At 62.1% G+C, this 26,030-nt stretch carries 21 protein-coding genes; 12 read left to right on the plus strand and 9 right to left on the minus strand.

Going from position 1 to position 26,030, the window contains the following annotated elements:
* Positions 1 to 286: 286 nt before the first annotated feature.
* On the minus strand, positions 287 to 2,209 hold the full coding sequence (locus tag JL39_RS21830; RefSeq protein ID WP_037155815.1) for a TRAP transporter large permease subunit: 1,923 nt from the start codon (positions 2,207 to 2,209) through the stop codon (positions 287 to 289).
* Between the two features lies 1 nt (position 2,210).
* Positions 2,211 to 2,771: a TRAP transporter small permease subunit gene (locus JL39_RS21835; RefSeq protein ID WP_037155818.1), complete on the minus strand. Its 561-nt coding sequence runs from the start codon at positions 2,769 to 2,771 to the stop codon at positions 2,211 to 2,213.
* Between the two features lie 438 nt (positions 2,772 to 3,209).
* On the opposite strand from JL39_RS21835, the gene JL39_RS21840 reads away from it, so the two are divergent.
* The 6 genes from JL39_RS21840 to JL39_RS21865 all read left to right on the plus strand — a co-directional run bounded on the left by JL39_RS21840 (position 3,210) and on the right by JL39_RS21865 (position 10,066).
* Positions 3,210 to 5,531 (plus strand): EAL domain-containing protein, encoded by a 2,322-nt coding sequence (locus JL39_RS21840; protein WP_052183041.1) that lies wholly within the window; start codon positions 3,210 to 3,212, stop codon positions 5,529 to 5,531.
* A 168-nt stretch (positions 5,532 to 5,699) separates the two neighbouring features.
* Positions 5,700 to 6,458, plus strand: a complete 759-nt coding sequence (locus JL39_RS21845; RefSeq protein WP_037155821.1) for a hypothetical protein — start codon at positions 5,700 to 5,702, stop codon at positions 6,456 to 6,458.
* Between the two features lie 181 nt (positions 6,459 to 6,639).
* The gene (locus tag JL39_RS21850; protein WP_037155824.1) at positions 6,640 to 6,864 is read left to right on the plus strand and encodes an aa3-type cytochrome c oxidase subunit IV; all 225 of its coding nucleotides are present in this window, start codon (positions 6,640 to 6,642) and stop codon (positions 6,862 to 6,864) included.
* 84 nt (positions 6,865 to 6,948) lie between these two features.
* Entirely contained in the window at positions 6,949 to 8,232 is a 1,284-nt protein-coding gene (locus JL39_RS21855) for a Re/Si-specific NAD(P)(+) transhydrogenase subunit alpha (RefSeq protein ID WP_037155827.1), read from the plus strand.
* Complete coding sequence (locus JL39_RS21860) at positions 8,232 to 8,651, plus strand: NAD(P) transhydrogenase subunit alpha (protein WP_037155829.1); 420 nt, start codon at positions 8,232 to 8,234, stop codon at positions 8,649 to 8,651. The genes JL39_RS21855 and JL39_RS21860 overlap by 1 nt, the downstream gene beginning before the upstream one ends.
* 14 nt (positions 8,652 to 8,665) lie before the next feature.
* On the plus strand, positions 8,666 to 10,066 hold the full coding sequence (locus JL39_RS21865) for an NAD(P)(+) transhydrogenase (Re/Si-specific) subunit beta (protein WP_037155832.1): 1,401 nt from the start codon (positions 8,666 to 8,668) through the stop codon (positions 10,064 to 10,066).
* A 160-nt stretch (positions 10,067 to 10,226) separates the two neighbouring features.
* On the opposite strand, the gene JL39_RS21870 is transcribed toward JL39_RS21865, so the two are convergent.
* Positions 10,227 to 11,003, minus strand: a complete 777-nt coding sequence (locus JL39_RS21870; RefSeq protein ID WP_233470299.1) for a tetratricopeptide repeat protein — start codon at positions 11,001 to 11,003, stop codon at positions 10,227 to 10,229.
* Between the two features lie 287 nt (positions 11,004 to 11,290).
* The gene (rpsU, locus tag JL39_RS21875; RefSeq protein ID WP_037155834.1) at positions 11,291 to 11,518 is read right to left on the minus strand and encodes a 30S ribosomal protein S21; all 228 of its coding nucleotides are present in this window, start codon (positions 11,516 to 11,518) and stop codon (positions 11,291 to 11,293) included.
* A 308-nt stretch (positions 11,519 to 11,826) separates the two neighbouring features.
* Here rpsU and JL39_RS21880 point away from each other — a divergent pair, with 308 nt between their 5' ends.
* From JL39_RS21880 to JL39_RS21900, 5 genes are all read left to right on the plus strand, one after another.
* Positions 11,827 to 13,080 (plus strand): sarcosine oxidase subunit beta family protein, encoded by a 1,254-nt coding sequence (locus JL39_RS21880; protein ID WP_037155837.1) that lies wholly within the window; start codon positions 11,827 to 11,829, stop codon positions 13,078 to 13,080.
* 289 nt (positions 13,081 to 13,369) lie between these two features.
* Positions 13,370 to 13,711, plus strand: coding sequence for a sarcosine oxidase subunit delta (locus tag JL39_RS21885; protein ID WP_037155840.1), 342 nt, complete (start codon positions 13,370 to 13,372; stop codon positions 13,709 to 13,711).
* Positions 13,708 to 16,686, plus strand: coding sequence for a sarcosine oxidase subunit alpha (locus JL39_RS21890; RefSeq protein WP_037155843.1), 2,979 nt, complete (start codon positions 13,708 to 13,710; stop codon positions 16,684 to 16,686). Before JL39_RS21885 ends, JL39_RS21890 begins: the two co-directional genes overlap by 4 nt.
* A complete protein-coding gene (locus tag JL39_RS21895) occupies positions 16,679 to 17,227 on the plus strand; it encodes a sarcosine oxidase subunit gamma (RefSeq protein ID WP_037155846.1) in 549 nt (182 codons plus the stop codon). The genes JL39_RS21890 and JL39_RS21895 overlap by 8 nt, the downstream gene beginning before the upstream one ends.
* Before the next feature lie 341 nt (positions 17,228 to 17,568).
* Positions 17,569 to 18,348: an alpha/beta hydrolase gene (locus JL39_RS21900; RefSeq protein ID WP_037155848.1), complete on the plus strand. Its 780-nt coding sequence runs from the start codon at positions 17,569 to 17,571 to the stop codon at positions 18,346 to 18,348.
* 36 nt (positions 18,349 to 18,384) lie between these two features.
* On the opposite strand, the gene JL39_RS21905 is transcribed toward JL39_RS21900, so the two are convergent.
* The 3 genes from JL39_RS21905 to glgX all read right to left on the minus strand — a co-directional run bounded on the left by JL39_RS21905 (position 18,385) and on the right by glgX (position 22,011).
* Positions 18,385 to 19,437: a DUF2332 family protein gene (locus JL39_RS21905; protein WP_037155851.1), complete on the minus strand. Its 1,053-nt coding sequence runs from the start codon at positions 19,435 to 19,437 to the stop codon at positions 18,385 to 18,387.
* Positions 19,438 to 19,440: 3 nt separating this feature from the next.
* A complete protein-coding gene (locus tag JL39_RS21910; protein WP_037155853.1) occupies positions 19,441 to 19,926 on the minus strand; it encodes a MaoC family dehydratase in 486 nt (161 codons plus the stop codon).
* Between the two features lie 138 nt (positions 19,927 to 20,064).
* Positions 20,065 to 22,011 (minus strand): glycogen debranching protein GlgX, encoded by a 1,947-nt coding sequence (gene glgX / locus JL39_RS21915; RefSeq protein WP_037155856.1) that lies wholly within the window; start codon positions 22,009 to 22,011, stop codon positions 20,065 to 20,067.
* Between the two features lie 296 nt (positions 22,012 to 22,307).
* Between glgX and JL39_RS21920 the strand changes: the two genes are divergently transcribed.
* Positions 22,308 to 22,745 (plus strand): peptidylprolyl isomerase, encoded by a 438-nt coding sequence (locus JL39_RS21920; RefSeq protein ID WP_037155857.1) that lies wholly within the window; start codon positions 22,308 to 22,310, stop codon positions 22,743 to 22,745.
* Between the two features lie 179 nt (positions 22,746 to 22,924).
* Here the strand turns inward: JL39_RS21920 and JL39_RS21925 are convergent, their stop codons facing one another.
* Both JL39_RS21925 and glgA read right to left on the minus strand, forming a co-directional pair.
* Positions 22,925 to 24,553 (minus strand): alpha-D-glucose phosphate-specific phosphoglucomutase, encoded by a 1,629-nt coding sequence (locus tag JL39_RS21925; protein ID WP_037156131.1) that lies wholly within the window; start codon positions 24,551 to 24,553, stop codon positions 22,925 to 22,927.
* Positions 24,554 to 24,555: 2 nt separating this feature from the next.
* Positions 24,556 to 26,013, minus strand: a complete 1,458-nt coding sequence (gene glgA, locus JL39_RS21930; RefSeq protein WP_037155859.1) for a glycogen synthase GlgA — start codon at positions 26,011 to 26,013, stop codon at positions 24,556 to 24,558.
* Between the last annotated feature and the right edge of the window lie 17 nt (positions 26,014 to 26,030).

Consider the following 26,030-nt stretch of genomic DNA (forward strand, 5'->3'; position numbering starts at 1 on the left):
GTCTATGCCTGCGGTTTTCGGGGGCAGCAGAGCGCCCGAGGCCAGCCGGGCATCGGTGAAGAGGGGCTTCACCGACTTAGGCAAGAGCCTTGCCCTCGAACCGGAGGTGATACGATGTGGAAACCACTGAGCATTACGATATTGGCAAGGAGAAAACGGACGGGCTGGTCAGTCTCCGTCCGATTTCAATTCCTAGCTAGATAGCAAAAGGAAGGCAGGGCTCCACCCCTGTCTTCCACTCCGAAATATACTCTCCCATCAGGATGCTGACAAGAGAAGCCGCCCCTCAAGGATTGATCTTCGGGGGCTGGCTCAGATCGGGATTGCCGGAAGGGGCTGTTCCCGATGCCGGCGGTGCCGGTTGCTGGCCCTGGCCTCCCGCGGGCGCCTGGGGAGCAGGGCCGCCCAGATCAAGCGGAGGAAGGCCCAGTTGGGGCTGTGCCGGCGCGCCGCCCGCCGGTGCCTGCGGCGAAGGCCCGCCAAGGTCGAGCGGGGGAAGCCCCATCGAGGGGGCCTGGCCGCCCGTGCCGCCGGGATGATTGCCAAGCGGCGGCAGGCCGAACGGTGCCGGTGCGGAGCCGTTCTGGTTGCCGAAGCCCGGGATCTCGATCTTCACGTCGTCCGGGTTCACAGCCTGCTGGTCGCTCTTGTAATGCATGACCAGGCCCGGGAAGGCGATCACCACCAGGATCATCGCGAACTGGATGACGATGTAGGGCAGCACGCCGCGGTATATTTCCGAGGTCTTCACGCCTTCCATCATTTTGCCCGTCACCTTGTCGGCCCAGGGAGCCGAGGGCGCGATCGAGCGCAGGAAGAAAAGAGAGAAGCCGAAGGGCGGCGTCAGGAACGATGTCTGCAGATTGACGCCGAGGATGATGCCGAACCACACGAGGTCGATGCCGAGCTTTTCGGCCACCGGCGCGAGCAGCGGCACCATGATGAAGGCGATCTCGAAGAAGTCGAGGAAGCAACCCAGGATGAAGACGATGATCGTCACCACGATCAGGAAGCCGTATTCGCCGCCCGGCAGGGCAAGCAGCAGTTCCTCGATCCAGACGTTGCCGTTGATGCCGTAAAAGGTGAGACCGAAAACGCGGGCGCCGATCAGGATCATCATCACGAAGGCGGAGAGCTTCGTGGTGGAATCGAGCGCACTTTTTATCGACGAGAATGTGAGCCGTCCCTTGGCGAATGCCAGGATTAGAGCGCCGGTGGCACCCATGGCGCCGCCTTCGGTCGGCGTCGCGATGCCGAGGAAGATGGTGCCGAGCACGAGGAAGATCAGCGCGAGCGGCGGGATCAACACGATGATCACCTGTTCGGCGAGCCTCGAAATGATCTTCTTCTGCATCCGCCCGTTGACGATGGCAACGACGTAGGCGACGGCGATCGCAAAGGCCATCGCCGCGACAAGCCGCCATTCGGGACTCTGGATACCGGTGAAAAGGACGTGGAGCCCGAGGTAATAGAGAGCCACGGCGATCGCGATCATCACGATGAGGGATGTCACGCCGTTGCCGAGCGTGCGCGCCTCCAGCGGCAGGGCAGGGGCCCATTGCGGCTTCGTCATCGATACTATGAACACATAGACACAATAGACCGCGACGATGAGCAGGGCCGGATAAAGAGCGCCGACATACATGTCGCCGACCGAGCGGCCGAGCTGATCGGCCATGACGATCAGCACCAGCGAGGGCGGCACGATCTGAGCGAGCGTTCCCGATGCGGCGATGGTGCCGGAAACGAATGGCCGGTTATAGCCGTAACGCAGCATGATCGGCAGGGAAATCAGGCCCATCGCCATGACGGAGGCGGCGACCACGCCGGTGGTGGCGCCGAGCAGCGCGCCGACCAGGATCACCGCATAGGCGAGACCGCCCCGGACAGGACCGAAAAGCTGGCCGATCGTGTCGAGCAGGTCCTCGGCCATGCGCGACCGTTCCAGGATGATGCCCATGAAGGTGAAGAACGGAATGGCGAGCAGGGTATCATTGTACATGATCCCGTAAATGCGTTCGGGATGGCTCTGCAGGAGCGGCCAGAAGAGCCGGATTTCCGGCGAAATAGCCGAAAGCTCGACCCCGATGACGAAATAGGCGAGGCCGCCGGCTGCCAGCGTAAACGCGACGGGGTAGCCGAGCAGCAGCATCGCCATGACGCTCGTGAACATCACGAGCGGGAGGTTGTGGGCAATGAAATCGATCATGTCAGACCTCGGACGCGGCGGGCGGCATCTGGCCGGCTTTATCTTCGCGTGGGTCTTCGATCCGGCCGGTCACGACCGCGAAGCGCTTGATGATCTCCGACAGGGCCTGGAGCAGGAGCAGCATGAAGCCGAGCAGTACGGCAAGCTTTGCAGGCCAGATGATCAATCCGCCGGCATTCGAGGATATTTCGCCGGAGCGGTAGGAAAGCCAGAACCAGGGCCAGGCGAGCCATGCCATCAATCCGGCAAAGGGGAGCAGGAAGATGATGTGCAGAACGAGGTCGATGATGTCCCGGGTTTTCTTCGACCAGCTCGACGACAGGATGTCGATGCGGACGTGCTCGTTCTGCAGAAGCGCATAAGCCGCGCCCAGCATGAAGACCGTGCCGTACAGGTACCATTGCACTTCCAGCCAGGCGTTGGACGACAGGTCCAGCGTCTTGCGCAGCACGGCATTGCCGGCGCTGATCAGAACCGCCGCCAGCAGCAGCCAGGATACGGATTTGCCAATTGCCGTCGTAACAGCGTCGACGAGCCGACTAAATACAAGCAGTCCAGCCATTATTTTCCCCTCCTCTTGGACTTATTTTGAGTGATTATCAGGTCCTGGGTCATGATAGGATAGTGTTTGGCCGGAAGCGATAGCCTCCGGTTTCGGTGGCGCGACGTGTATTGACTGGTGCGGCAAAAATCAATCGCCGGATAACCGGGAAAGCCTGAAATCGGTGGCTTTTGGCAAGGTTTTTCGCGTTTTGTTGAGTGCAAACAGCGGAGGATTCGACGAAAGTCGAAGAGCGTGTTGGACGATCGATGGATGCGAATGACGGCCGCGTTGCAAATCCCAATTCGGCATAGGTGTTGGAATTTTAGCTATCCTGTTTGGAATTCATTGAGCAAACTCTCAACAACCCCCCACTGATTAGGGGGGGATGAGCCATTTGCACAATCAATTTTTAAAAGGTTTTCAGCAGTGTTGGCCGGAACCAAAGGGATGAACCCGATGAAAGAGACTGAAGCGAAGGTGCTGCAGACGGACGTGTACCTGTCGTTCGTCAGCTCACTGTTTGGCAATCGCGGCACGCTGGCGACGGGCATGATCGTGCACGTCATGTGGTGCTTTCTCGTCTTCAGCGATACCGGTTCAGTCTTCTATCTCGGCATGGCGGCGTGCTTCGTCGCGGTTTTCCTCTATCGCATCACGGGTTTCTGGCAGTTCGACCGTCTCGACAAGCAGTCCCTGTCCCGTGAACAAATTGCTTCCATCGAGCGCGGCTATGTCGTCGGAGCGGCGATGACCGCGCTTCTGCTGGGTATTGCCAGCGGTTACGCGCTTCTTGTCCTGCAGAGCACATTTGCGGCTTTCACCTGCATCGCGATGACGCTCGGCACGATGATGTCCATCGTCGGGCGCAATTACGGTTCACGTCATGCGGTGGATTTTCAGATCATCGGTTGCTGCCTGCCGATCATCGTGGCCTGTATTCTAACCGGCGAACTGAATTTGGCGTTGATGTCGTTGCTGCTGATCCCGTTCGGACTTACCACGCGCTCCATGGCCAAGGGGGTTCGAGACTTCCTTTACGAGAATGTCATCGCTTCGCGTGAAATGACCCTCATTGCCGGCCGCTTCGACACTGCGCTCAAGACCATGGCCCACGGCCTCATGATGCTGGACGGTAACGGCAGGATCGAAGTCATCAATCGTCAGGCCCGCGATCTCCTGGGACTTGATCCTGCTGTGGACGTGAAAGACAGCGAACTCGTGAACGTGCTGCGGCAAGGCACCATCCGCGCCTCCGACGCCATTATCCAGCAGATCGCCCTATTGGCCAAAGGGACGTTGAACCGGGCACTGTTTCGATTCAGCGGTGAACGCCACCTGGAATTTTCCGTGAGCCATCGCTCCGATGGCGGCGTGGTCCTGATTTTCGAGGATGTCAGCGCCCGCGTGGCCGCGGAGGAAAAGATCCTGCATATGGTGCGGTTTGACGCGCTGACAGGCCTGCCGAACCGCGGCTATTTCGCCGGGCTGGCGGCGGAGAAGGTGAACGGTCGCGGCGAGGCGCTGGCGGCTCTCGCCGTGTTCGACGTCGACGGCTTCAAGCATGTCAATGACATGCGCGGCCATGTGGTCGGCGACCGGCTGCTTTCGGCGATCGCGGCCCGGTTTGCCGCGCTCGGGACGGACAACATGCTGACCGGGCGCCTGATCGGCGACGAATTCGTCATCCTGCTTACCGGTGGCGAAGACAGTGGCGGACTGGAACAGCAGATCCGCCAGCTTCACGCGGGAATTCAGGGAGATTATCATGTGGAGGGCCTGCGCCTGACGGTTTCCATGAATGGCGGCTGCGTCATCCTGCCCTCGCAGGATTTCGACATGGAGAACTGGCAGATCAAGGCCGACCTTGCCCTTAACCATGCAAAGTCCGAAGGGCACGGTGCGCTGACCGTCTTCCGGCCGGAAATGGACGCGCAATATATCGATGAGCAGAAGCTCCGTGCAGACCTTCGGCTCGCGGTCGCCAACGGAGCCCTCCATGTCGTCTACCAGCCCATGTACCGGCCCGACGGTTCCGTCATCGAATGCAGCGAAGCCCTGGTGCGCTGGCACCATGCCGAACGCGGCCTGGTCGGCCCGAACATCTTCATCCCCATGGCGGAGGATATGGGCCTCGTCTCCCAGATCACGCGCCTGGTCCTCGATCAGGCCTGTCGCGATTGCATGACCTGGCCCGACCCGATGGGCGTCTCCGTCAATCTCTCAATCCAGGACCTGCGCAATGACGAAATCGTCGGATACGTGGCGGACGTTCTGAAGCGCCATTCGCTCGATCCCTCCAGGCTGCACCTGGAGGTGACGGAAAGCTGTTTCATGGACGAGCCCGTCGCGGTCAGCGCCATTCTCAATCAGTTCCGGGCGCTCGGCGTCACGATTGCGATCGACGATTTCGGCACCGGCTTCTCGAGCCTCAGCTACCTGGATTCGCTGCCGGTCGACATCGTCAAGATCGACCGGGCCTTCATCCGCAATATCGGCGAGGACCAGCGCAAGCTGAAGCTCCTGCGCGGCATCGTACACCTGTCGCGAGAACTCGGCCTGAAGATCATTGTGGAAGGCGTCGAGACGCGGGAGCAGCTTGCGCTCATCAACCGTCACCGTTTCGCCGATCTGGTGCAGGGTTACGTCTTCTCCATGCCGGTGGATGCCGACAGAATCACCGAGCTTGCGGCCACCGCCTCGCCGACCGGCAAGCTTTCCACCCTGCGGCGCGGTGCAAAGAACACGCAAAGCTCCGCGTTCAGGGCAGCCGCACGCTGACCACTGCCTAAAATCTGAGCGAATGCGATTGGATTTCGTGCAGCCGGAAGGCCGATCCGGTGCTTTTTAACCATAATATTTAAAACTTTATTAAAATCGGCATTCGCTTATTGCAGCCCTGTCGCCTTTTAGGGTTAATTCCTGGTTAACGCCCCAGGAATGACCTCAATGCAAACAGAAAAGACCTTTTCAGACGGATATTTTTCCAGCAAGCTTCTTGAGACCTTGGATCACATAGAATACCGGCGTATCGAAAGCCATGAGGATTTCGAGGATATCGCACGGCTGAGATATAGAGCCTATAAAGCGCACAATGTGCTGCCTGTCGCTGTGAGCAGTATGCTGGACGAGATCGATTTCGACAGTCATGCTTATGTCTTCGGCGTCTATTATTACGAAGAGCTCGTCAGTACATTACGTATTCATTATGTAACGCCGGAGCATCGGGTATCCCAGTCGAGCGGCATTTTTCCCGATGCGATCAACGCTTTTCTCGATGCCGGCCTCACGCTCATCGATCCGGCGCGATTCGCCATCGATGCGGAATTCGCCAACGAGCGCTCGACGCTTCCCTATCTCACCGTCAGGCCGACGATCATGGCGGCGATCCATTTCGACGCGGATCGCATGCTCCAGCATATACGACCTTCGCATGCGGCGTTCTACAGACGCTTCTTCTATGCCGATACCGTCGTTCCGCCGACCATGACAAAAACCTATGGCTTCGAGCTGACCTTGCTTGCATCGCGTACGCGGGAGATAAGGTCGAAACTGATGCGGCGTTTCCCGGCGTTTCAATCCGAGGCCTTCGAGCGGCGGCTTATGTTCGACCGGTCTTCGCGCTTCGAGATTTCGCCGCTCACCATCCTTCCGACGGCCCGGATTGCCGTCAGGCCGGATTCTCCCGAGATGGTCTACGTGACGTGACGAGCGTACGGGAGCGGCGTTTCGTGCCATTGCGCTTTCCAGCCGCTTTGTGTAAGGCCTGACGTGACGTTCATCTTGCTGCTCCAGGCATGATCGAGGACGTTCAAGAGGGTTTTTCCGCGCGCGAAAACGCTTGACCCCGCGGGTCGCGTGCGGCTGGTGTTCTAAGGAGACGGGACAGATGGACAATCACCATAGCGGGCCGGTGGAAACAGGGGCTTCCATGGACTATTCGGAACATGAGAAGACCTACAACATGTTCATCGCCGGTGCGAAATGGGGCACGATGGTCACCGCCGTCCTGCTGATCGCAATGGCCGCCGGTTTCTTCGGCGGCGTGGGCTTCCTCGGCAGCCTCATCGTCTTCATCGTTCTCAACATCGCCGGCGTCTTCCTGCTGCGCTGATCCTGACCGGCCGGATTTGTCTCTGGCGTAAGGGGGGATGAGATGTCGCGCCCTCCTGCGATATCGACTGGGAGGAAACAGTCTTTGGCGAAGATCATATTTGTAAGCCGCGAAGGTTCGGAAGAGCCGCGCGTATCCGCATCACCCGAAACGGTAAAACGGCTCGTCGGCCTCGGCTTTTCGATGGTCGTCGAGAATGGTGCAGGGCTGGCGTCGGGCATTCCCGACGCAGATTTCGCATCTGCCGGCGCCCGTATCGAGACCGCCGCCGATGCCGGAGCGGCCGATATCCTGCTCAGGGTCAACCGACCGACGGCCGCGGAGATCGCCTCCTATAAATCGGGCGCGGTCGTGTTTGCGGTCATGGATCCTTACGGCAACGAGGCGGCACTCGCCGGGATGGCGAAGGCCGGGCTCACCACCTTCGCCATGGAACTGATGCCGCGCATCACCCGTGCGCAATCCATGGACGTCCTGTCGTCCCAGGCGAACCTTGCCGGCTACCGCGCCGTGATTGACGCGGCGCATGAATACGGCCGGGCCATGCCGATGATGATGACGGCGGCCGGCACGGTTCCTGCCGCCAAGGTTTTCGTGATGGGGGCGGGCGTTGCCGGCTTGCAGGCGATTGCCACCGCAAGGCGCCTTGGCGCCGTCGTCTCCGCGACCGACGTGCGCCCGGCCGCCAAGGAGCAGGTCGCCTCGCTCGGCGGCAAGTTCATCGCTGTCGAGGACGACGAGTTCAAGGCCGCCGAGACCACTGCCGGTTACGCCAAGCCGATGTCGGCGGAATATCAGGCCAAGCAGGCGGCGCTTGTCGCCGACCACATTGCCAAGCAGGACATCGTCATCACCACGGCCCTCATTCCGGGCCGTCCGGCGCCGAAACTCGTCACGCGCGCCATGCTCGCCTCCATGAAGCCGGGCTCGGTGGCGGTCGATCTCGCGGTCGAGCGCGGCGGCAATATCGAAGGTTCCGAAAAGGGCAAGGTCGTCACCGTCGAGGGCGTCACCGTCATCGGTTATGCCAATGTCGCCGGCCGCATCGCCGCATCCGCTTCAGCGCTTTATGCGCGCAACCTCTATGCCTTCATCGAGACTATGGTCGACAAGGGCACGAAGGACTTTTCGATCAATATCGAAGACGAACTCGTCAAGGCGACCATGCTGACGAATGGCGGCGCGGTCGTGCATCCAACCTTCGCGGCGGCTGTGCCCGCCGAAGAGCCGGCAGCGGCGCCGGCGCCGAAGAAGGCGGCGCCCAGGAAGGAGAAGGTGGTTTCGGCCAGTGACGCACCGGCGGAAAAAGCCACGCGCGCGCGCCGTAAACCTGCCAAGGACGATGCCGCGAAGAAGGAGGGGCTTTGATGGCGAATGAAATTATGAACAGGGCGTTGGAAAGCCTCGACAATGCGGTCGCCGCCGTGAGGGCCGCTGCGGAGCAGGCGCCCGAAGTTGCCAATGCGGCCGGTGCGGCCGCCCATGCCGTTTCCGGCGGCGCGATCGATCCTTTCGTCTTCCAGCTGGCGATCTTCGTGCTGGCGATCTTCGTCGGCTATTACGTCGTCTGGTCGGTGACGCCGGCGCTGCATACGCCGCTGATGGCCGTCACCAACGCGATCTCCTCGGTCATCGTGGTCGGCGCACTGCTCGCAGTCGGCGCCTCGCTCAGCGGGTTCGCCACCGGTTTCGGCTTCGTCGCTCTGGTGCTCGTCTCGGTGAATATCTTCGGCGGCTTCCTGGTGACCAGCCGGATGCTCGCCATGTACAAGAAAAAAGATCGCTGAGGGACGCCTAGACGATGTCGCAGAATCTCGCAGCCTTCCTTTACCTCGTCTCCGGCGTGCTGTTCATCATGGCGCTTCGGGGTCTTTCCCACCCAACCACCAGCCGTCAGGGCAATATCTACGGCATGGTCGGCATGGCAATCGCCATCGTCACCACGCTTCTGCTCGCCACGCCGACCTTCGGCGGTTTCATCCTGATCGTGCTGGCGCTCGCTATCGGCGGCGGGGCAGGGGCCTATATTGCCCGCACCATTCCGATGACGGCGATGCCGCAGCTTGTCGCCGGTTTCCATTCGCTGGTCGGTTTCGCCGCCGTGATGGTGGCGGCCGCGGCACTCTATGCGCCGCACTCCTTCGGCATCGGCGAGATCGGTGAGATCCACGGTCAGGCGCTGGTCGAGATGGCGCTGGGTGCCGCGATCGGTGCGATCACCTTCACCGGCTCGGTCATCGCCTTCCTGAAGCTCGATGGGCGCATGTCCGGCAAACCGATCCTGCTGCCCTACCGGCATTTCATCAATATCGGCCTGCTGGTGCTGATCGTCGTCTTCATCGTCGGCCTGGTGCAGACCGAGAGCCATTTCGATTTCTGGCTGGTCGTGGGGCTGGCGTTGGCGCTCGGCGTGCTGCTCATCGTGCCGATCGGCGGCGCCGACATGCCGGTGGTCGTGTCGATGCTGAATTCCTATTCCGGCTGGGCGGCCGCCGGCATCGGGTTCACGCTCGGCAACCTGGCGCTGATCATCACCGGCGCGCTGGTCGGTTCGTCCGGCGCGATCCTGTCCTACATCATGTGCAAGGGCATGAACCGCTCCTTCATCTCCGTCATCCTCGGCGGCTTCGGCGGCGAGACCGCTTCGGCCTCCGGCGACGACGGCGTGCAGCGGACCGTCAAGCAGGGGTCGGCCGACGACGCTGCCTTCCTGATGCAGAACGCCGAGAAGGTGATCATCGTGCCGGGCTATGGCATGGCGGTCGCCCAGGCGCAGCATGCGCTGCGTGAGCTTGCCGACACGCTGAAGGAGCACGGCGTCGAGGTCAAATACGCCATTCATCCGGTCGCCGGCCGCATGCCGGGCCATATGAACGTGCTGCTCGCCGAGGCGAACGTGCCCTATGACGAGGTCTTCGAACTGGAAGACATCAATGCCGAGTTCGCGCAAGCCGACGTCGCCTATGTCATCGGCGCCAACGACGTCACCAATCCGGCGGCGCGCGACGACAAGTCCTCGCCGATCTACGGCATGCCGATCCTCGACGTCGACAAGGCCAAGACCTGCCTGTTCGTCAAGCGCTCGCTCGGCTCCGGTTACGCCGGCATCGACAACACGCTGTTCTACAAGGACGGCACGATGATGCTGCTCGGCGACGCCAAGAAGATGACGGAAGATATCGTCAAGGCGATGAAGCACTGACGCAAGCGATTGCTGAATAGTGAGTATAAAAGCCCGGCGATGCCGGGCTTTTTCGTGGGTCGGTTGCTCGAAGATTTCGATCTTTATCGCGACGAGGCCAGCGACCAATAGACTCGGCAACGGAAAACCTTCCACGCCTCGAGTGCTATGAAGCGGAGTCTCAGCTTGTCGCGCGGGTGCGGGAAGCGCCGTCAACGGCGGGCTTGTAATTCGGGTCGAGGCGCACGGCGTGCGAATAGGACCGGTAGGCGCGTGACTTGTCGCCCTTGCGTTCGTAGACCAGCGCCTGGTTCGCCCAGGATTCGGCGAGCTTGTCGTTCAGCTCGATCGCGCGGTTGAAGTCGGCGAAGGCGTTGTCGTCGTCATTCAGCGCGACGTAGGAAATGCCACGTCCGTTATAGGGTTCTGCCGAATTGGGCGAGAGCGAGATTGCCTTGGAAAAATCCTCGATCGCCTGGGCATGCTGGCCGCGAAGCTGGTAGATCAGGCCGCGGTTATGATAGGCGCGGCCGTCGGTCGTATCGAGTTCAATCGCCTTGGAGAAATCGTTGAAGGCTTCGTTGGTGCGGCCCGCCTGACGGTAGATATTGCCCCGGCCGATATAGGCGACATCATAGCTCGGGTTGATCTGCAGTGCCCGGTTGTAGTCATTGGCGGCGTCCACCGGCTTGCCCATGTTGCGATAGACGAGCGCCCGGTTGGCATAGGCCTGGTAGAACTGCGGATTGAGCTGGATGGCGCGATTGAAGTCGTCAAGCGCGCGGGAGAATTCGCCTGCACGTCCGTAAGCCGTGCCGCGGACATTGTACCCTTCCGGATCATTCGGATTGGCATTGATGACCGCCGAGAGCGAGGAGATATTTTCCTGGCTGCCCTGGGCACGGTCAACCGTGATCATGTCGGTGGAGGTCGTCGAGCAGCCGGCAATCGCCAGCATGGCGAACAACGCAGGGACAAGCGCGGTCTTGCCGCGGAGGGGAGAAACGATGGTTGAAAGGCCGGAAATTTGGGTTCCACGAATCAGAACGGCAGTTTTGGCGGCCATCAGGCGCGTTTCCTCGTATCGGGCAAAGAGCATTTCTTGTTCCCCTGCCTGTCGTTGTCCCAAAACCGGTTCCCGCTTTCGGGGCGACATGCAATTGGTTCAAGACCAAATCAAAAGAGCGGCGGCGCCCTTGTCGCCACCGCCCTGAAAGCACAGGAAAACGTCGAAAAAGCGGCCGATCAACGACCGGTGCGACCGCCGGCGATCAGGCCTTCGCGCTGAGCGCGCTTGCGAGCCAGCTTGCGGACGCGACGAACAGCTTCGGCCTTTTCGCGGGCGCGCTTCTGCGACGGCTTCTCGTAGTAGTCGCGCATTTTCATTTCACGGAAAATGCCTTCGCGCTGCATCTTTTTCTTGAGAGCGCGGAGCGCCTGATCGACATTGTTGTCGCGGACTAGTACCTGCACGTGAATCCCGTTCCTTTGGTTTGGTTGCTCGCCCTCATCGGTACGATTAGAGGACGAAAAATAACGTCCGCCCGGCGTTAACCGTGCGATTGGTGATGCGGCATAGCAGATGAGTCCGTGGAAGTCCATATGCTCCGTTCAAACTCTCGCGAAAATGGATCCGGGTCCTTTTGCCGCGTGTCGAAACAATCGTCTCACGCGTCGCAAAACAGCCATTGTGGCGCATATTGATTTGCGATGGGTATCGCACTACCGAGAATGCCGATCCAACATCACCGAGCCAACGATCCCAGGAGTCTGAAGGCGAGATGCGCAAATATTCGGTTTTCGCCATAGCCCGCGAGGCGATGCGCGCCCATAAAGGCTGGGAAGCGCAGTGGACCTCGCCGGAGCCGCGTTCCTCCTATGATGTCGTCATTGTCGGCGCCGGCGGGCACGGCCTTGGTGCTGCCTATTATCTCGCCAAGGAGCACGGCCTCACCAATGTCGCGGTGATCGAGAAGGGATGGCTTGGCGGTGGCAATACCGGCCGCAACACGACGATCATCCGGTCCAACTATCTCTATGAAGAGAGCATGGACATTTACGAGCATTCGCTGAAGCTCTGGGAGGGCTTGAGCCAGGAGCTCAACTACAATGTCATGTATTCGCCGCGCGGCGTGATGATGCTGTCGCACAATACCCACGACATGCAGAGCTTCAAGCGGCACATTAACGCCAACCGGCTCTACGGCATCGACAACGAATGGCTGACGCCGGAACAGGCGAAAGCCTTCGTTCCGGTTCTCGACATCTCCAAGACGGCGCGTTACCCGATCAACGGCGCGGCACTCCAGCGGCGCGGCGGCACCGCCCGCCACGACGCGGTCGCCTGGGGTTATGCCCGCGCGGCCTCCGATCGCGGCGTGCATATCATCCAGAACTGCGAGGTGACCGGCATCCGCCGAGGCGCGAACGGCGAGGTGACGGGTGTTGAAACCACTAGGGGTTTCATCGGCACGAAGAAGATCGGGGTTTCGGCAGCCGGACACTCCTCCGTCGTCATGGAAATGGCGTGCGTGCGCGTGCCGCTTCATTCCAACCCGCTGCAGGCGCTGGTCTCGGAACCGTTGAAGCCGATCTTCCCCTGTGTCGTGATGTCGAACACGGTGCATGCCTATATCTCGCAGTCCGACAAGGGTGAACTCGTGATCGGCGCCGGCACCGACCAGTACAATTCCTATTCCCAGACCGGCGGATTGCAGATCATCACCCATACGCTCGATGCCATCTGCGAGCTCTTCCCGATCTTCCGGCGGGTGAAGATGATGCGCCAGTGGGGCGGCATCACCGACAACACGCCGGACCGCTCGCCGATCCAGGGCGTCACGCCGGTGCCGGGCCTCTTCGTCAATTGCGGCTGGGGTACAGGCGGGTTCAAGGCGACGCCGGGCTCGGCGAACCTCTTCGCCCACCTGATCGCCAAGGGCGAGCCGCATCGACTGGCTGCCGGCCTGACGCTCGACCGGTTCCGCACCGGCCGGCTGATCGACGAGGCGGCGGCGGCCGCTGTCGCACATTGAGGGGGCGTGGGATGTTTCGGGTTCCGGATCAGGTTTTGTCCATTCGCTGCATAGGATGGCGGTCGCTTATGGAGGAAGACAGCGCGGCATATCGATCTCCCCCCCTGAGGGGGAGATGCCCGGCAGGGCAGAGGGGGGTAGGCCTTTCCGCATATTCGCCGGCAACTGTCTTTGCCGCACCGTCGCTACCCCTCTCCGTCACCTTCGGTGACATCTCCCCCTCAAGGGGGGAGATCAGTGGGAGCCTGCCTCGCTCACATTCATCCTCCCAAACCCTGCGGAGCCCCGCATGCTTTTGATCCATTGCCCTTATTGCGAGGAAGATCGCTCGGAGCTGGAATTCCGCTGGGCCGGCGAGGCGCATATCGCCCGGCCGGAAAATATCGCGGCGATCTCCGACGAGGAATTCGCGGAATATTTCTTCCTGCGCAACAATGAAAAAGGCCTCACCTACGAGCGCTGGCGGCACATCCATGGATGCGGCCGCTTCTTCAACGCGGCGCGCGACACGGTGAGCGACAGGTTCCTGATGACCTACAAGGCAGGCCTGCCGAAACAGCCGCTGCCGGAAAGCGGCGCCAGCGAGAAGACCGTGGAGACCTATGAGGCGACAGAAGGAGACGCAAGATGAGCGGTTCTCCGAATAATCTCGGCGCCTTCCGCATCAAGGGTGCCGGCCGCCTGACGCCGGCGCGTACTGCGCGCTTCACCTTCGACGGCAGGAGCTACACGGCGATGGAAGGCGACACGGTCGCCTCGGCGCTCCTGGCGCATGGCGTGCATCTCGTCGGACGGTCGTTCAAGTATCACCGGCCGCGCGGTATTCTCTCCGCCGGGGCGGAAGAGCCGAACGCGCTCATCGACGTTGCGCGCGACGCTGCCCGCCGCCAGCCGAACGTGCGCGCCACCGTGCAGGAAGTGTTCGACGGTGCGAAGATTGCCTCGCAGAACCGCTGGCCGTCGCTGAGGTTCGATGTCAGTGCTTTCAACGACCTGCTTTCGCCGTTCTTCGCGGCCGGCTTCTACTACAAGACCTTCATGTGGCCGAAGGAAGCCTGGGCGAAGCTCTACGAGCCCTTCATCCGCCGCGCCGCCGGCCTCGGCGTCGCGCCGACGGAAGAGGATCCGGATCACTATGCCAGCCGCTATGCCCATTGCGATGTGCTGGTTGCCGGCGCAGGCGTTGCCGGCCTGACGGCGGCGCTTTCCGCCGCCTCGACCGGCGCATCCGTCATCCTCGTGGACGAACAGCCGGAAGTCGGCGGTGCGCTGCATTTCGATGCGGCGGCGACGATCGACGGGCAGAACGGCTATGACTGGGCGCAAGGCCTCGCCGCGAAGCTGAAGGCCATGCCGAACGTCACGGTGCTGACCCGCACGACCGTCTTCGGCTATTACAACCACGGCTTCCTGGGGCTGGTGGAGCGGGTGAGCGATCATCTGGCCAGGCCCGGCAGGGACCTGCCGCGCGAGCGGTTGTGGCAGGTCAGGGCAAAGCGCGTCATCCTGGCGACAGGCGCGATCGAGCGGCACATGGTGTTCGCCAACAACGACCGGCCGGGCATCATGCTGGCCTCTGCGGCGCGGACCTTCCTCAACCATCACGGCGTCGCGGTCGGGAAGAATGTCGGCGTCTACACCGCGCATGACTCGGCTTACGAGGCGGCCTTCGACCTGAAACTGGCCGGTGTGGCGATCGCTGCGATCATCGACAGCCGCAGCCATCCGGGCGATGCGGTTCTGGCGGAAGCGCGCTCGCTCGGCATCGACGTCCTCACCGGTCATTCAGTCATCAATACGTCGGGACGCTTACGCATTTCCTCGATGACGGTTGCCCGCAATGGTGGGTCGAATGCCCGCAAGATCCCGGTCGATGCGCTGATCGTCTCGGCGGGCTGGACACCATCGGTGCATCTCTTTTCGCAGTCGCGCGGCAAGCTGCGTTTCGATGAGCAGAACCAACGCTTCCTGCCGGATATCTACGCGCAGGATTGCGTTTCGATCGGAGCCTGCAACGGCACGGACGACCTTTCCGACCTGATCGACGAGGCGATCGCCGCCGGCGGCGGTTCGCTTGCGCTTTCCGGCGAGAACCGGTTCGAATGGACCGGCGGCATGATCGGCGCGGCGGAAGGTGCGGGGCCGGAGACGGTGGTGAAGGCCTTCGTGGATTTCCAGCACGACGTGACGGCCAAGGACATCCGCCTTGCGGTGCGCGAGGGCATGCATTCGATCGAGCATATCAAACGCTTCACGACGAACGGCATGGCGTCCGACCAGGGCAAGCTCTCCAACATGCATGGTCTGGCGATCGGGTCGGAAATGCTCGGACGACCGATCCCGAAGGTGGGGCTCACCACCTTCCGCGCGCCCTATACGCCGGTCACCTACGGCACGCTGGTCGCCCATTCGCGTGGGCCACTCTTCGATCCGGCCCGCAGGACGCCGATGCATGATCTCGAGGCGGCAGAAGGCGCCGAATTCGAGGATGTCGGCAACTGGAAACGCGCCTGGTATTTCCCGAAGCGCGGCGAGGACATGGCGGTGGCCGTCAACCGCGAATGCAAAACGGTGCGCGAAGTGGCGGGCGTGTTCGACGCCTCGACGCTCGGCAAGATCGAGGTGGTCGGGCCGGACGCGGCGCAGTTCTTCAACCTCCTCTATACGAACGCTTGGGATACGCTGAAACCCGGCAAGTGCCGCTACGGAATCATGACCCGCGAGGATGGTTTCGTTTATGACGACGGTGTCGTCGGGCGGCTTGCCGAAGACCGGTTCCATGTGACGACCACGACCGGCGGTGCACCGCGCGTGCTGCATCACATGGAGGATTATCTCCAGACGGAATTCCCACATCTCAGGGTCTGGCTCACCTCGACCACCGAGCAATGGGCGGTCATCGCCGTGCAGGGGCCGAAGGCGCGCGAGATCATCCAGCCCTTTGTCGAGGGCGTCGACCTCTCCAACGAGGCCTTCCCGCATATGAGTGTGGCGGAATGCTCGGTCATGGGCGTATCGGCAAGGCTCTTCCGCGTCTCCTTTACCGGTGAACTCGGTTACGAAATCAACGTGCCGGCCGATTACGGCCCGGCCGTCTGGAAGGCGATATGGGAACGGGCGGAAGACATGGGCGCCTGCCTCTACGGCACCGAGACCATGCATGTGCTGCGCGCAGAGAAGGGCTATATCATCGTCGGCCAGGATACCGACGGCACGGTGACGCCGGACGATGCCGGCCTCGACTGGGCGGTTTCGAAGAAGAAGGCGGATTTCGTCGGAATCCGCGGATTGAAGCGGCCCGACCTCGTCCGCGACGGCCGCAAGCAGCTCGTTGGGCTCCTGACGAAGGACCCAGCGGACGTGCTGGAAGAGGGGGCGCAGATCGTCGCCGATCCGAACCAGCCGAAGCCGATGACCATGCTCGGCCATGTCACCTCATCCTACTGGTCGGAGAATTGCGGCCGTTCGATCGCGCTGGCGCTGGTTGCCGGCGGAAGAGCTCGCATGGGCGAAACGCTCTACGTGCCGATGAAGGACAGGACGATCGAAGTGGAAGTGGCCGACATGGTGTTCTTCGACAAGCAAGGAGGCCGCATCCATGGCTGATCTGGCAATTCGTAGTCTGCCCCTTTCTGGCGTTCACGGAGGCTCCTCCGCCGTCCGGCTCGAAGCGGCGCCGCCGGCCGAACGCATCTTGCTGCGCGCCAGGCCCGAGGACGTGGCAGCACTTTCCGGCGCGCTCGCCCTCGACCTGCCGGTGAAGCCGAAGACCTCCGCTTCGGCAAACGGCCGCATGGCGCTCTGGCTCGGGCCGGACGAGTGGCTGGTGATCGGCGAAGAAGGAACCGGGCTGATGCAGGCGGCGACCAATTCCGGCGTGCTGCATTCGGCGGTGGATATTTCCCACCGCAACACGGCAATCCTGGTTTCCGGTCCCGGCGCTGCGAACGCGATCAATACTGGCTGCCCGCAGGATCTTTCGCTTGCCGCCTTTCCGGTCGACGCATGCTCGCGCACCGTCTTCGGCAAGGTGGAGATCGCGCTCTTAAGGACCGCAGAGGATGCGTTCCGGGTAGAGGTCTGGCGGTCGTTTTCGGATTATGCCTTCGGACTGCTGTCTGAAGGCGCGCGGGACGCAGCGGTTTAGGCGGGACGGATCATTGCCGGTGAGGCGGGATTCGATGGTTCTGCGCCTCCGCAAGTATACTTAGGTATGCCGGCGGTCATCTGCTCATATGATCCGATTAATACTCCAGGAATGTAGAACGACGAGCTTCCGGCCTGCATATTTCATCCGTGAAGTTCGAAGCGCGTAGGGCCGAAATAGGCCTCGGAAGTCTCTGAAGAATTTGCTTGAAGCAAAGAGAGGCTTGCTGCCTGTGACTGCAATTTTGTCTCCGGAACCGCAGAAGTTTTGAGCTTCAGTACGCATGCCCTATCCGCACCCCTGGTCGGGCGTTCCCGCCGAGTATCATTGGAGAAAAGCAAATGCTGATGAACAGACGTACCTTTTCGTCCGCCCTGGTGGCAGGCGCAGCCGCTTCCCTCATCGCGAGCCGCGGCATGGCCGCTCCTTCCGCGCCGCTGAAGGCGCGCAATGTCGTGCTTGTGCACGGGCTGTTTGCCGACGGATCATGCTGGTCCGAGGTGATCGGCCGTTTGCAGGCAGCCGGCCTCAATGCGACGAGCGTGCAGAATCCTCTGACGACATTGCCCGAAGCGGTCGCGTCCGCCGAACGCGTACTGGCGCGACAGGACGGTCCCACGGTCCTGGTCGGGCATTCCTTTTCCGGGATGATCGTCACCGAAGCCGGCATGCACCCCAACGTTTCGTCGCTCGTCTACGTGGCGGCGCGTGCGCCGGATGCGGGCGAGGACTATACGGCGCTGGCCAAGACATTTCCGACGCCGCCCGCCACGGCCGGCATCGTCTTCGACGGCGATGAGGGACGTCTGAGCGAGGCCGCGTTCCTGCGCGATTTCGCGGGCGACCTGCCGGAAGCGAAGGCGAAGGTGCTTTACGCGGTTCAGCAGCCGTTCCACAAGGCCTTGCTCACGGGCAAGACCACGCAGGCGGCCTGGCGTTCGAAACCGAGTTTCTATGCCGTTTCGACGGAAGACCGGACGATCAATCCGGACCTCGAACGGTTCATGGCCAAGCGCATGGGCGCCAGGACCATCGAGTTGAAGGCCAGTCATCTGTCATTGATCTCTCACCCGCAGGAGATCACCCGGCTCATCCTGGAAGCGGCAGGGCATCAGGCATAGGAGGCGTCCGGGTCCCGACCCGGGCATTCCGACGTTTCACCACCCCCGCCACTTCACCCAGCGGCCGTGGGGGTCGGTGCGGCCGAGTTCGCGGCGTTCGCCGGTCGGCCAGATCTGCAGGCTGAGCGTCACACCGTCCGGATTGTCGTCCATCTCGATCTGAAGGCGGGCGAGGGGGGCGTCTTCGGTGGCGCGGCTGCCGGCTTCCGCGATGATCGCCTCGCCTCTCGCGCGGGCATCCGGCGGCAGGTATTGCCAGGCGATCGAATGGTAGACGACATGTACGGTGCCGGGCAAAAGGTTCGCGAGCCGCTTTTCCTTCAGCCAGGCGAGCGCGTCGCCCTTTTCGACCAGGACATGGTTGATACGGGCGACTTCGATCGCTGCGCGGGTACGCTCCACCCGGTCGGGCTGGTCGGCCCAGAGATAGGAGAGGAGCCGCAGGCTGTCTTCGGGCGCGTTCGGGTCGAGCGGGTTCAGGTCGCAGCCGGCGCGATCCTGCACGGCGATCTCGGCACGCGGCGGCGACCCGCCCTCCCAACGAGGCTTCAGCATCACGGGAGACGAGGGATCACCCCACAGGAAGCCGCCGAGATCGTGATGATAGCGGTCCCAGTTGAGGTTGAGGCCCATGCTGGCGCCGAATTCCGAAAGAACCAGGGGCTTCCCGAAAAGGTCGGCGATGGTGAGGAAGCCGGCGAGCAGCGCGCTCGACCGACGCACCTCGTTCGTTTGCGGCGCGAAACGCAGGCGTTCGAGGATGAAGTTCTCGTGTTCGCCGAAGGCATGGATGATGCCGCTCCAGAGCGCGTCGTCGCTGACCTCGTTCGGCGGATAGACGGCCTTCAGCCCCTCGTCCCTGCCGTCGATGACGAGCGCATGCAAAGCGCCGGCAAGCCGGGTGGGCAGCAGGTCGCCGCGGGTGCCGGGGTCGCCTTCCCAGGCCAGCACCCTCCGGCCGACCGTTGTGGAGCCGTCGAGGCGTTCCACCATCAGCGCGCCGAGGCGGGCGGTAAAAGGGGAATCCAGCGTCTGGCCGGCAACGATCTGTTCGCGGAAGGCCTGCCTGATCTCAGCTTCGGACGCCATGGCTCACACGCCCTCCGGCCGGTCCTTGGGGTCGAACTGGATGATGGTGATCCAGTTGGCCGTCAGCGCCGGCTTCTTCTCGTTCTCGATCTCGACCGTCACCTCGTAGGTGGTCATCAGCATGCCGGCGCCGCGAAAACGGCAGTCGGAAAGCACGAAACGGCCGCGGACGCGGCTGCCGGTCTTCACCGGCGACATGAAGCGGATGCGGTCGAAGCCGTAATTGAGGCCCATGGTCTGTTCGCGGATTTTCGGCACGCCGCCGAAATTCATCGCCGACAGAAGCGAGAGCGTCAGGAAACCGTGGGCGATCGTTCCGCCGAACGGACTTTCGGCAGCGGCGCGCTCCGGATCGACATGGATGAACTGATGGTCGTGCGTCGCATCGGCAAACAGGTTGATCATCGTCTGATCGACCAGAATCCAGTCGGATATGCCGAGTTCCTGGCCGACAAGCCCCGGCACTTCCACGAGCGAAATTTCACGCATGCGACCTCACTGATTTCTTCCAGAACGATTGGTGCAGTTCCGGGCGGAAAACCGCTCCACTTCATCTCCGGGAACTGCGCTGGCGGCGGGCGGACTTTACAGAGTTTGGACCGATTGGCGAATTATTTTTGCACCGCATCATTCCTCGATGCAGAAGCGGACGGAGCGGGCGGGAAGCATCTGGTTCCAGAGCTCGCGGGAGGGGAATTGCCGCCAGTTCCAGCCGGGCAGAGCAAAGGTCGCCGGCTCCGGGCCGCGGTTGAAGAGGACGGCAAGCCGGGTCGGTCTCCCAGCCTGGCGATCGTGCGTCGTGAGCACCATGCCGAGCACGGAATTGTCGGGGGCGTCCCAGTCGCCGACCTCCATCGGCCTGCCTTCCACTGAGAGCCATTGGACATCGCCGTTGCCGTTCAGGAAGCCGGTTTCGGAAAAGATCGCAAAGCGTTTGCGGAACGCGGCGAGCGCGGCGGTGTGCTCCACCAGCCTGCCGTCGATCCTCGACCAGTCGAACCAGGTAATGGCGTTGTCCTGGCAGTAAGCGTTGTTGTTGCCGCGTTGGCTGCGGCCGGCCTCGTCGCCCATGGTGAGCATGACGAAGCCGCGGCTCACGAAGAGCGTCGAAAGCAGAGCGGACACATCGCGGCGGCGTTTTTCGAGGATGACGGGATCGTCCGTTTCGCCTTCGACGCCGTTGTTCCAGGAGAAATTGTCGTTGTGGCCGTCGCGGTTTTCCTCGCCGTTCGCCTCGTTGTGCTTGTTCTCGTGCGAGACGAGATCCATCAGCGTGAAGCCGTCATGGGCGGCGAGGAAATTGACCGTGCGGGTGGAATGACGGCCGTGGCGGGCGAAAATGTCGGAGGAGCCGGCGAGCCTTGTCGCGAGCGCGCCTGTCGTCCAGCGGTCGCCGCGCCAAAAGCGGCGGATGTCGTCGCGGGCGCGGTCGTTCCATTCGAGGAAGGGTTCGGAGAAATTGCCGAGCTGGTAGCCGCCGGGGCCGATATCCCACGGCTCGGCGATCAGCACGCGATCCTTCAGCGCCTCATCGGAAATCATCGCCTTGAGCGTCGCGCCCTCCGCATCAAAGCCGTTGGCCGTGCGGCCGATTACGGGCGCGAGGTCGAACCGGAAGCCATCGACGCCGGCATGCAGGACGAAATGCCGGAGTGTGTCGATGATGAGCCGGCGGACATGGGGATGGTCGCAGGCGACCGTGTTGCCGGTGCCGGTGTCGTTGACGAGGTGCCCCGGCTCGCCGGGCACATGGCGATAATAGGACAGGTTGTCGAGGCCGCGCATGGAGAGCGTCGCGCCATGGCGGTCGCTCTCACCGGTATGGTTGAAGACGAGATCGAGGATGACACCGATGCCCGCCTGATGAAGCGCGGTGACCGTCTCACGCAGTTCCCTCATCCCGCCGGGGCAGAGCCGCGGGTCGAGCGCCATGAAGGCGATCGGGTTGTAGCCCCAGGCGTTGGAGAGACCGAGGCGAGGCAAATGGCGTTCGTCGATCCAGGCGGTGATCGGCATCAGCTCGACCGCATCGACGCCGAGCGTCTTCAAATGGGAGATGATCGAAGGGTGAGCGAGTGCGGCGACCGTACCGCGGCTCGCTTCGGGGATCTCCGGGTGCAGGATGGTGAAGGCCTTGACCGAGATCTCGTAGATGAAGCCGCCCGGCGGCAGGAGCGGCTTGCCGATTTTGGCGAGCGGATTACGGGTGACAACCGCTTTCGGTACGAGGTCGGCGGTGTCGACGCCGAACAGGGAGAGTTTTGCATCATGCCGGAACGGCCGGTCGATCTCGCGGGCATAGGGATCAACGAGAAGCTTGGACGGATCGAACCAGGAGCCTTTGTCGGGATCATAGGCGCCCCAGGCGCGGTAGCCGTAGCGCTGTCCCTCCATCACACCGCGTACCGAGACCCGATGGATATCATCGCGACCGCGCACGAGGCGGTAGCGGGATGTTTCCTGTTTTCCTTCGGCATCGAAGAGACAGAGCTCGATCCGTGACGCGCGGTGCGACCAGATCGCGAAATCACAGCCGTCTGCGGTCAGCGTTGCTCCGAGCGATGAAAGAACCATGCGGTCGTCCAGTCCCAGTTGCGCCCGTCCTGTTGCGCCATGCGAGGCCGGCCGGAGGATCATCCGACGAAAGCCGCCGGATCACGTCCGACCAGCATCCCTCCTGATGGTGAATTCATCGTGAAGAAGCATCTGCCGCCGGCTATCGCCGAAAAGCCGTCCGCGCCCTAATTTGCATTCGACGGCCGATTTCCCTAGTCTTGGGACCGGTCGAAGGAAAAAAGGCCGTTTCGCCGGCCGTATTCAGTTACCCGTATGCGGTCACCTTCAAACCTCAGGCAAAGAGGGCCAGACAGATGACGCAAGCCAAAAGCGGCGACACAGTCCGGATTCACTATATCGGAAAATTCACCGACGGCACCGAGTTCGACTCGTCGACGGGCCAGCCTCCGCTGGAGTTCGTGCTCGGTGCCGGTCAGATCCTTTCGGGGCTCGACAAGGAGATCGACGGCATGGAACTCGGCAGCCATCAGACGGTGACCGTGCCGGCTGAAGAGGCCTACGGAGCGCATGATCCAGCCAAGGTCCACGCGCTTCCCCGTTCGGCCGTGCCGTCGGATATCGACCTCAAGCCCGGCCTGCAACTGCAGACCAGAACGCCGGACGGAAACACGATCCCGCTCGTCGTCACCGAAATCGACGAGCAGGTCGTGACCGTCGACGCCAACCATCCCTTCGCCGGCAAAGACCTGGTCTTCGACGTCGAACTGGTGGAAATCGTCAGGGCGGCGTGAGGGTCCTGTAGGCAGGTGAGATGCTTTGCCCCTCATCCGCCTACCGGCACCTTCTCCCCGCTGGCGGGGAGAAGGAGATATGCCGCGCCGGTTTCCTACCTATTGGGCGTTGCGTGAGGCACGTCCCCTCTCCCCGCAAGCGGGGAGAGGGTTAGGGTGAGGGGCAAATATTAGAAAGATCAGGTAATCACGCTCGGCTTGTCGCGGGCGGTGCGTTTCTTGAGCTCCGAAATCTCGTCTGCGATGGCGATGAGGTCGGCCAAGGCTTCCTGCGTGTCAATGCCGTGTTTTGCCGGATCAGGCTCGTAGCGCTCCACATAGACGCGGATCGTCGCGCCGGACGTGCCGGTGCCGGAGAGGCGGAGGACAATGCGGGAGCCGCCCTCGAAGAGAATGCGAACGCCCTGGTTCTTCGAGACCGAGCCGTCGATCGGATCGTGATAGGCAAAGTCGTCGGCGGCGGAGACCTTGAGCGAACCAAAGGTTTTGCCGGGAAGCGTTGCGAGCTTCTCCCGCAGCGCGGTCATCAGGTTATTGGCGGCTTCGGTATTCACTTCCTCATAATCGTGGCGGGAATAGTAGTTGCGGCCGTATTCGGCCCAATGCTTCCTGACGATTTCGGCGACGCTTTCGTTGCGCGCGGCCATGATGTTCAGCCAGAAGAGGATTGCCCAGAGCCCGTCCTTCTCGCGCACGTGGTCGGAGCCGGTGCCGAAGCTTTCCTCGCCGCAGACCGTCACCTTGCCGGCATCCATGAGGTTGCCGAAGAACTTCCAGCCGGTCGGTGTCTCGTACATGCCGATGCCGAGCTTTTCCGCCACCCGGTCGGCGGCGGCGCTGGTCGGCATGGAGCGGGCGATGCCAGCGATGCCCTTGGCATAACCCGGCGCGACCGTGGCGTTGGCGGCGATGATGGCGAGGCTGTCGGAAGGGGTCACGAACATGCCCTTGCCGACGATCATGTTGCGGTCGCCGTCGCCGTCGGAAGCGGCGCCGAAATGCGGGCCGTCCTTGCTCATCACGTCGTCATAGAGGTCCTTGGCATGGACGAGGTTCGGGTCCGGATGATGGCCGCCGAAATCCGGCAGCGGCGTGAAGTTGCGCACCGAGCCTTCCGGCGCGCCGAGCCGGTTTTCGAAGATTTCCTTGGCATAGGGACCGGTGACGGCGCCCATCGAATCCATGGCGACATTGACGCCGCTCGCGATCAATGCGCGGATCGCCGGGAAGTCGAAAAGCTGTTCCATCAGGTCGGCATAATCGGCGACCGGGTCGATCACCTCCACCTGCATGCCGGCGACCTTGAAGGAGCCGAGCGCGTCGAGATCCACGTCGGCCACGTCGGCGATCTTATAGATATCGATCACCTTGGAGCGCGTGAAGATGGCGTCGGTGATCTTTTCCGGCGCCGGGCCGCCATTGCCGATATTGTACTTGATGCCGAAATCCTCCGTCGGGCCGCCGGGATTGTGGCTGGCCGAGAGGATGATGCCGCCGAAGGCATGATATTTGCGGATGATGTTGGATGCAGCGGGCGTGGAGAGAATGCCGCCCTTGCCGACCATGACCTTGCCGAAGCCTGCGGCCGCAGCCATCTTGATCGCCTTCTGGATGACCTCGCGGTTGTAGTAGCGGCCGTCGCCACCGATCACCAGCGTCTTGCCTTCAAAGCCTTCGAGCGAATCGAAGATCGACTGGATGAAATTCTCCGCATAGTTCTCCTGAGCGAAGACCGGGACCTTCTTGCGCAGGCCGGATGTGCCCGGTTTCTGATCCTGATAGGGGGCTGTGTGAACGGTCTTGATCATGATCATGATCCTTTTCTTGCAAGGAGATTTTTATAAAGCTCGGCATAAAGACCGGCGCTTTTTTCCCAGGAGACGTCGGATTTCATGCCCTGCTTCTGCATCGCGGTCCAGACCTTCGGGTCGCGGTAGAGCCGGACTGCGCGGCGGAGCGCCCGGCGCAGATTGCCGGCGGTGACGGGGCCGAATGAGACGCCGGTCGCGGTTTTGGCGGCGAGTGCCGCATGGCTTGCGTCGATGACAGTATCGTTGAGGCCACCCGTTCGGGCAACGACGGGAATGCAGCCGTAGCGAAGGCCATAGAGCTGGGTGAGCCCGCAAGGCTCGAAGCGCGAGGGAATGATGATGGCATCCGAACCCGCCTGCATGAGGTGCGACAGCGGCTCGTCATAGGTGGGGAGAACGGCAATGCGGCCGGGATGATGGGCGGCGGCAGCATGGAAGGCATTTTCGAGCGCCCGGTCGCCCGAGCCGAGCACGGCAAGCCGTGCGCCCAGTTCGACGAGATCGCCGACCGCTTCCGCCAGAAGGTCCATGCCCTTCTGCCAGGTGAGCCGCGAGATGACGCAAAAGAGCGGGCCATCGTCCTCGATCAGGCCGAAACGCTCGGCGACTGCCCGCTTGTTCTCGGCGCGAGTCTTGAGCGACGCGGCGGTGTAATTCGCCTTGACGGCCGTGTCCGTGGCCGGGTTCCAGATGCCGGTGTCGATGCCATTGACGATGCCGTGCAGATCGGCGGCGCGATAGGCGAGCAGGCCTTCGAGCCCCATGCCGAATTCGGGCGTGAGGATTTCCTCGGCATAGGACGGACTGACCGTGCTGATCGCCCAGCCCGTCTGCAGTCCGGCTTTCAGATAACCGACGCCGCCGAAATATTCGACGCCGCCGATACCGAAGGCATGCGGCGGCAGTTCGAGATAGGGGAAGATGTCGGCGCCGAACTGGCCCTGGAAGGCGATGTTGTGGATGGTGACAAGCGTCGGGATTTCGGGTTCGGCGGCGTAACGCATGTAGGCCGGCACCATGGCCGCCTGCCAGTCATGCACGTGAACGATATCCGGCTGCCAGCCTGATTCTCCCTGGGCCATGCCGCCCTGGGCGATGATGGCGCCAGCCTTGGAAAGAGCCGCAAAACGCCGCCAGTTGTCGAAATGGTCCTTCCCGGTGGCATCGGCATAAGGCCCGCCGGGGCGGTCGAAAAAGGTCGGCGAATCGAGGATCAGCAGGTCGAGCCCCTGATGTTCGACTTCGAGCACGTCGGCCTTGGCACCGAGCAGGCTCTCGAAACTCATCCGGACCGTTGCGTTCTCCACCATCCGCATCACGGCCGGATAACCCGGCATCAGCGTCTTCACCGATACGCCGTAGCCTTTCAGGGCAAGCGGTAGCGCGCCGGCGACATCGGCAAGCCCTCCTGTCTTGATGAGCGGATAGACCTCCGACGCAACCGAAAGAACCTGCATTAATCCCCTGAACTCCG

This window comes from Rhizobium sp. YS-1r, from assembly GCF_000757525.1.
GTDB lineage: Bacteria > Pseudomonadota > Alphaproteobacteria > Rhizobiales > Rhizobiaceae > Neorhizobium > Neorhizobium petrolearium.

Bases quoted from the DNA above. Each gene is read 5' to 3' on its own strand.
- JL39_RS21870 (WP_233470299.1), bottom strand. From the start codon at position 11,003: ATGCTGGCGATTGCCGGCTGCTCGACGACCTCCACCGACATGATCACG.
- JL39_RS21890 (WP_037155843.1), top strand. From the start codon at position 13,708: ATGAGCGGTTCTCCGAATAATCTCGGCGCCTTCCGCATCAAGGGTGCC.
- JL39_RS21920 (WP_037155857.1), top strand. From the start codon at position 22,308: ATGACGCAAGCCAAAAGCGGCGACACAGTCCGGATTCACTATATCGGA.
- JL39_RS21845 (WP_037155821.1), top strand. From the start codon at position 5,700: ATGCAAACAGAAAAGACCTTTTCAGACGGATATTTTTCCAGCAAGCTT.
- JL39_RS21865 (WP_037155832.1), top strand. From the start codon at position 8,666: ATGTCGCAGAATCTCGCAGCCTTCCTTTACCTCGTCTCCGGCGTGCTG.
- JL39_RS21885 (WP_037155840.1), top strand. From the start codon at position 13,370: ATGCTTTTGATCCATTGCCCTTATTGCGAGGAAGATCGCTCGGAGCTG.
- glgX (WP_037155856.1), bottom strand. From the start codon at position 22,011: ATGGTTCTTTCATCGCTCGGAGCAACGCTGACCGCAGACGGCTGTGAT.
- JL39_RS21895 (WP_037155846.1), top strand. From the start codon at position 16,679: ATGGCTGATCTGGCAATTCGTAGTCTGCCCCTTTCTGGCGTTCACGGA.
- JL39_RS21880 (WP_037155837.1), top strand. From the start codon at position 11,827: ATGCGCAAATATTCGGTTTTCGCCATAGCCCGCGAGGCGATGCGCGCC.
- JL39_RS21830 (WP_037155815.1), bottom strand. From the start codon at position 2,209: ATGATCGATTTCATTGCCCACAACCTCCCGCTCGTGATGTTCACGAGC.
- JL39_RS21860 (WP_037155829.1), top strand. From the start codon at position 8,232: ATGGCGAATGAAATTATGAACAGGGCGTTGGAAAGCCTCGACAATGCG.
- JL39_RS21925 (WP_037156131.1), bottom strand. From the start codon at position 24,553: ATGATCAAGACCGTTCACACAGCCCCCTATCAGGATCAGAAACCGGGC.
- JL39_RS21835 (WP_037155818.1), bottom strand. From the start codon at position 2,771: ATGGCTGGACTGCTTGTATTTAGTCGGCTCGTCGACGCTGTTACGACG.
- JL39_RS21905 (WP_037155851.1), bottom strand. From the start codon at position 19,437: ATGGCGTCCGAAGCTGAGATCAGGCAGGCCTTCCGCGAACAGATCGTT.
- JL39_RS21910 (WP_037155853.1), bottom strand. From the start codon at position 19,926: ATGCGTGAAATTTCGCTCGTGGAAGTGCCGGGGCTTGTCGGCCAGGAA.
- JL39_RS21900 (WP_037155848.1), top strand. From the start codon at position 17,569: ATGCTGATGAACAGACGTACCTTTTCGTCCGCCCTGGTGGCAGGCGCA.
- JL39_RS21840 (WP_052183041.1), top strand. From the start codon at position 3,210: ATGAAAGAGACTGAAGCGAAGGTGCTGCAGACGGACGTGTACCTGTCG.
- JL39_RS21850 (WP_037155824.1), top strand. From the start codon at position 6,640: ATGGACAATCACCATAGCGGGCCGGTGGAAACAGGGGCTTCCATGGAC.
- glgA (WP_037155859.1), bottom strand. From the start codon at position 26,013: ATGCAGGTTCTTTCGGTTGCGTCGGAGGTCTATCCGCTCATCAAGACA.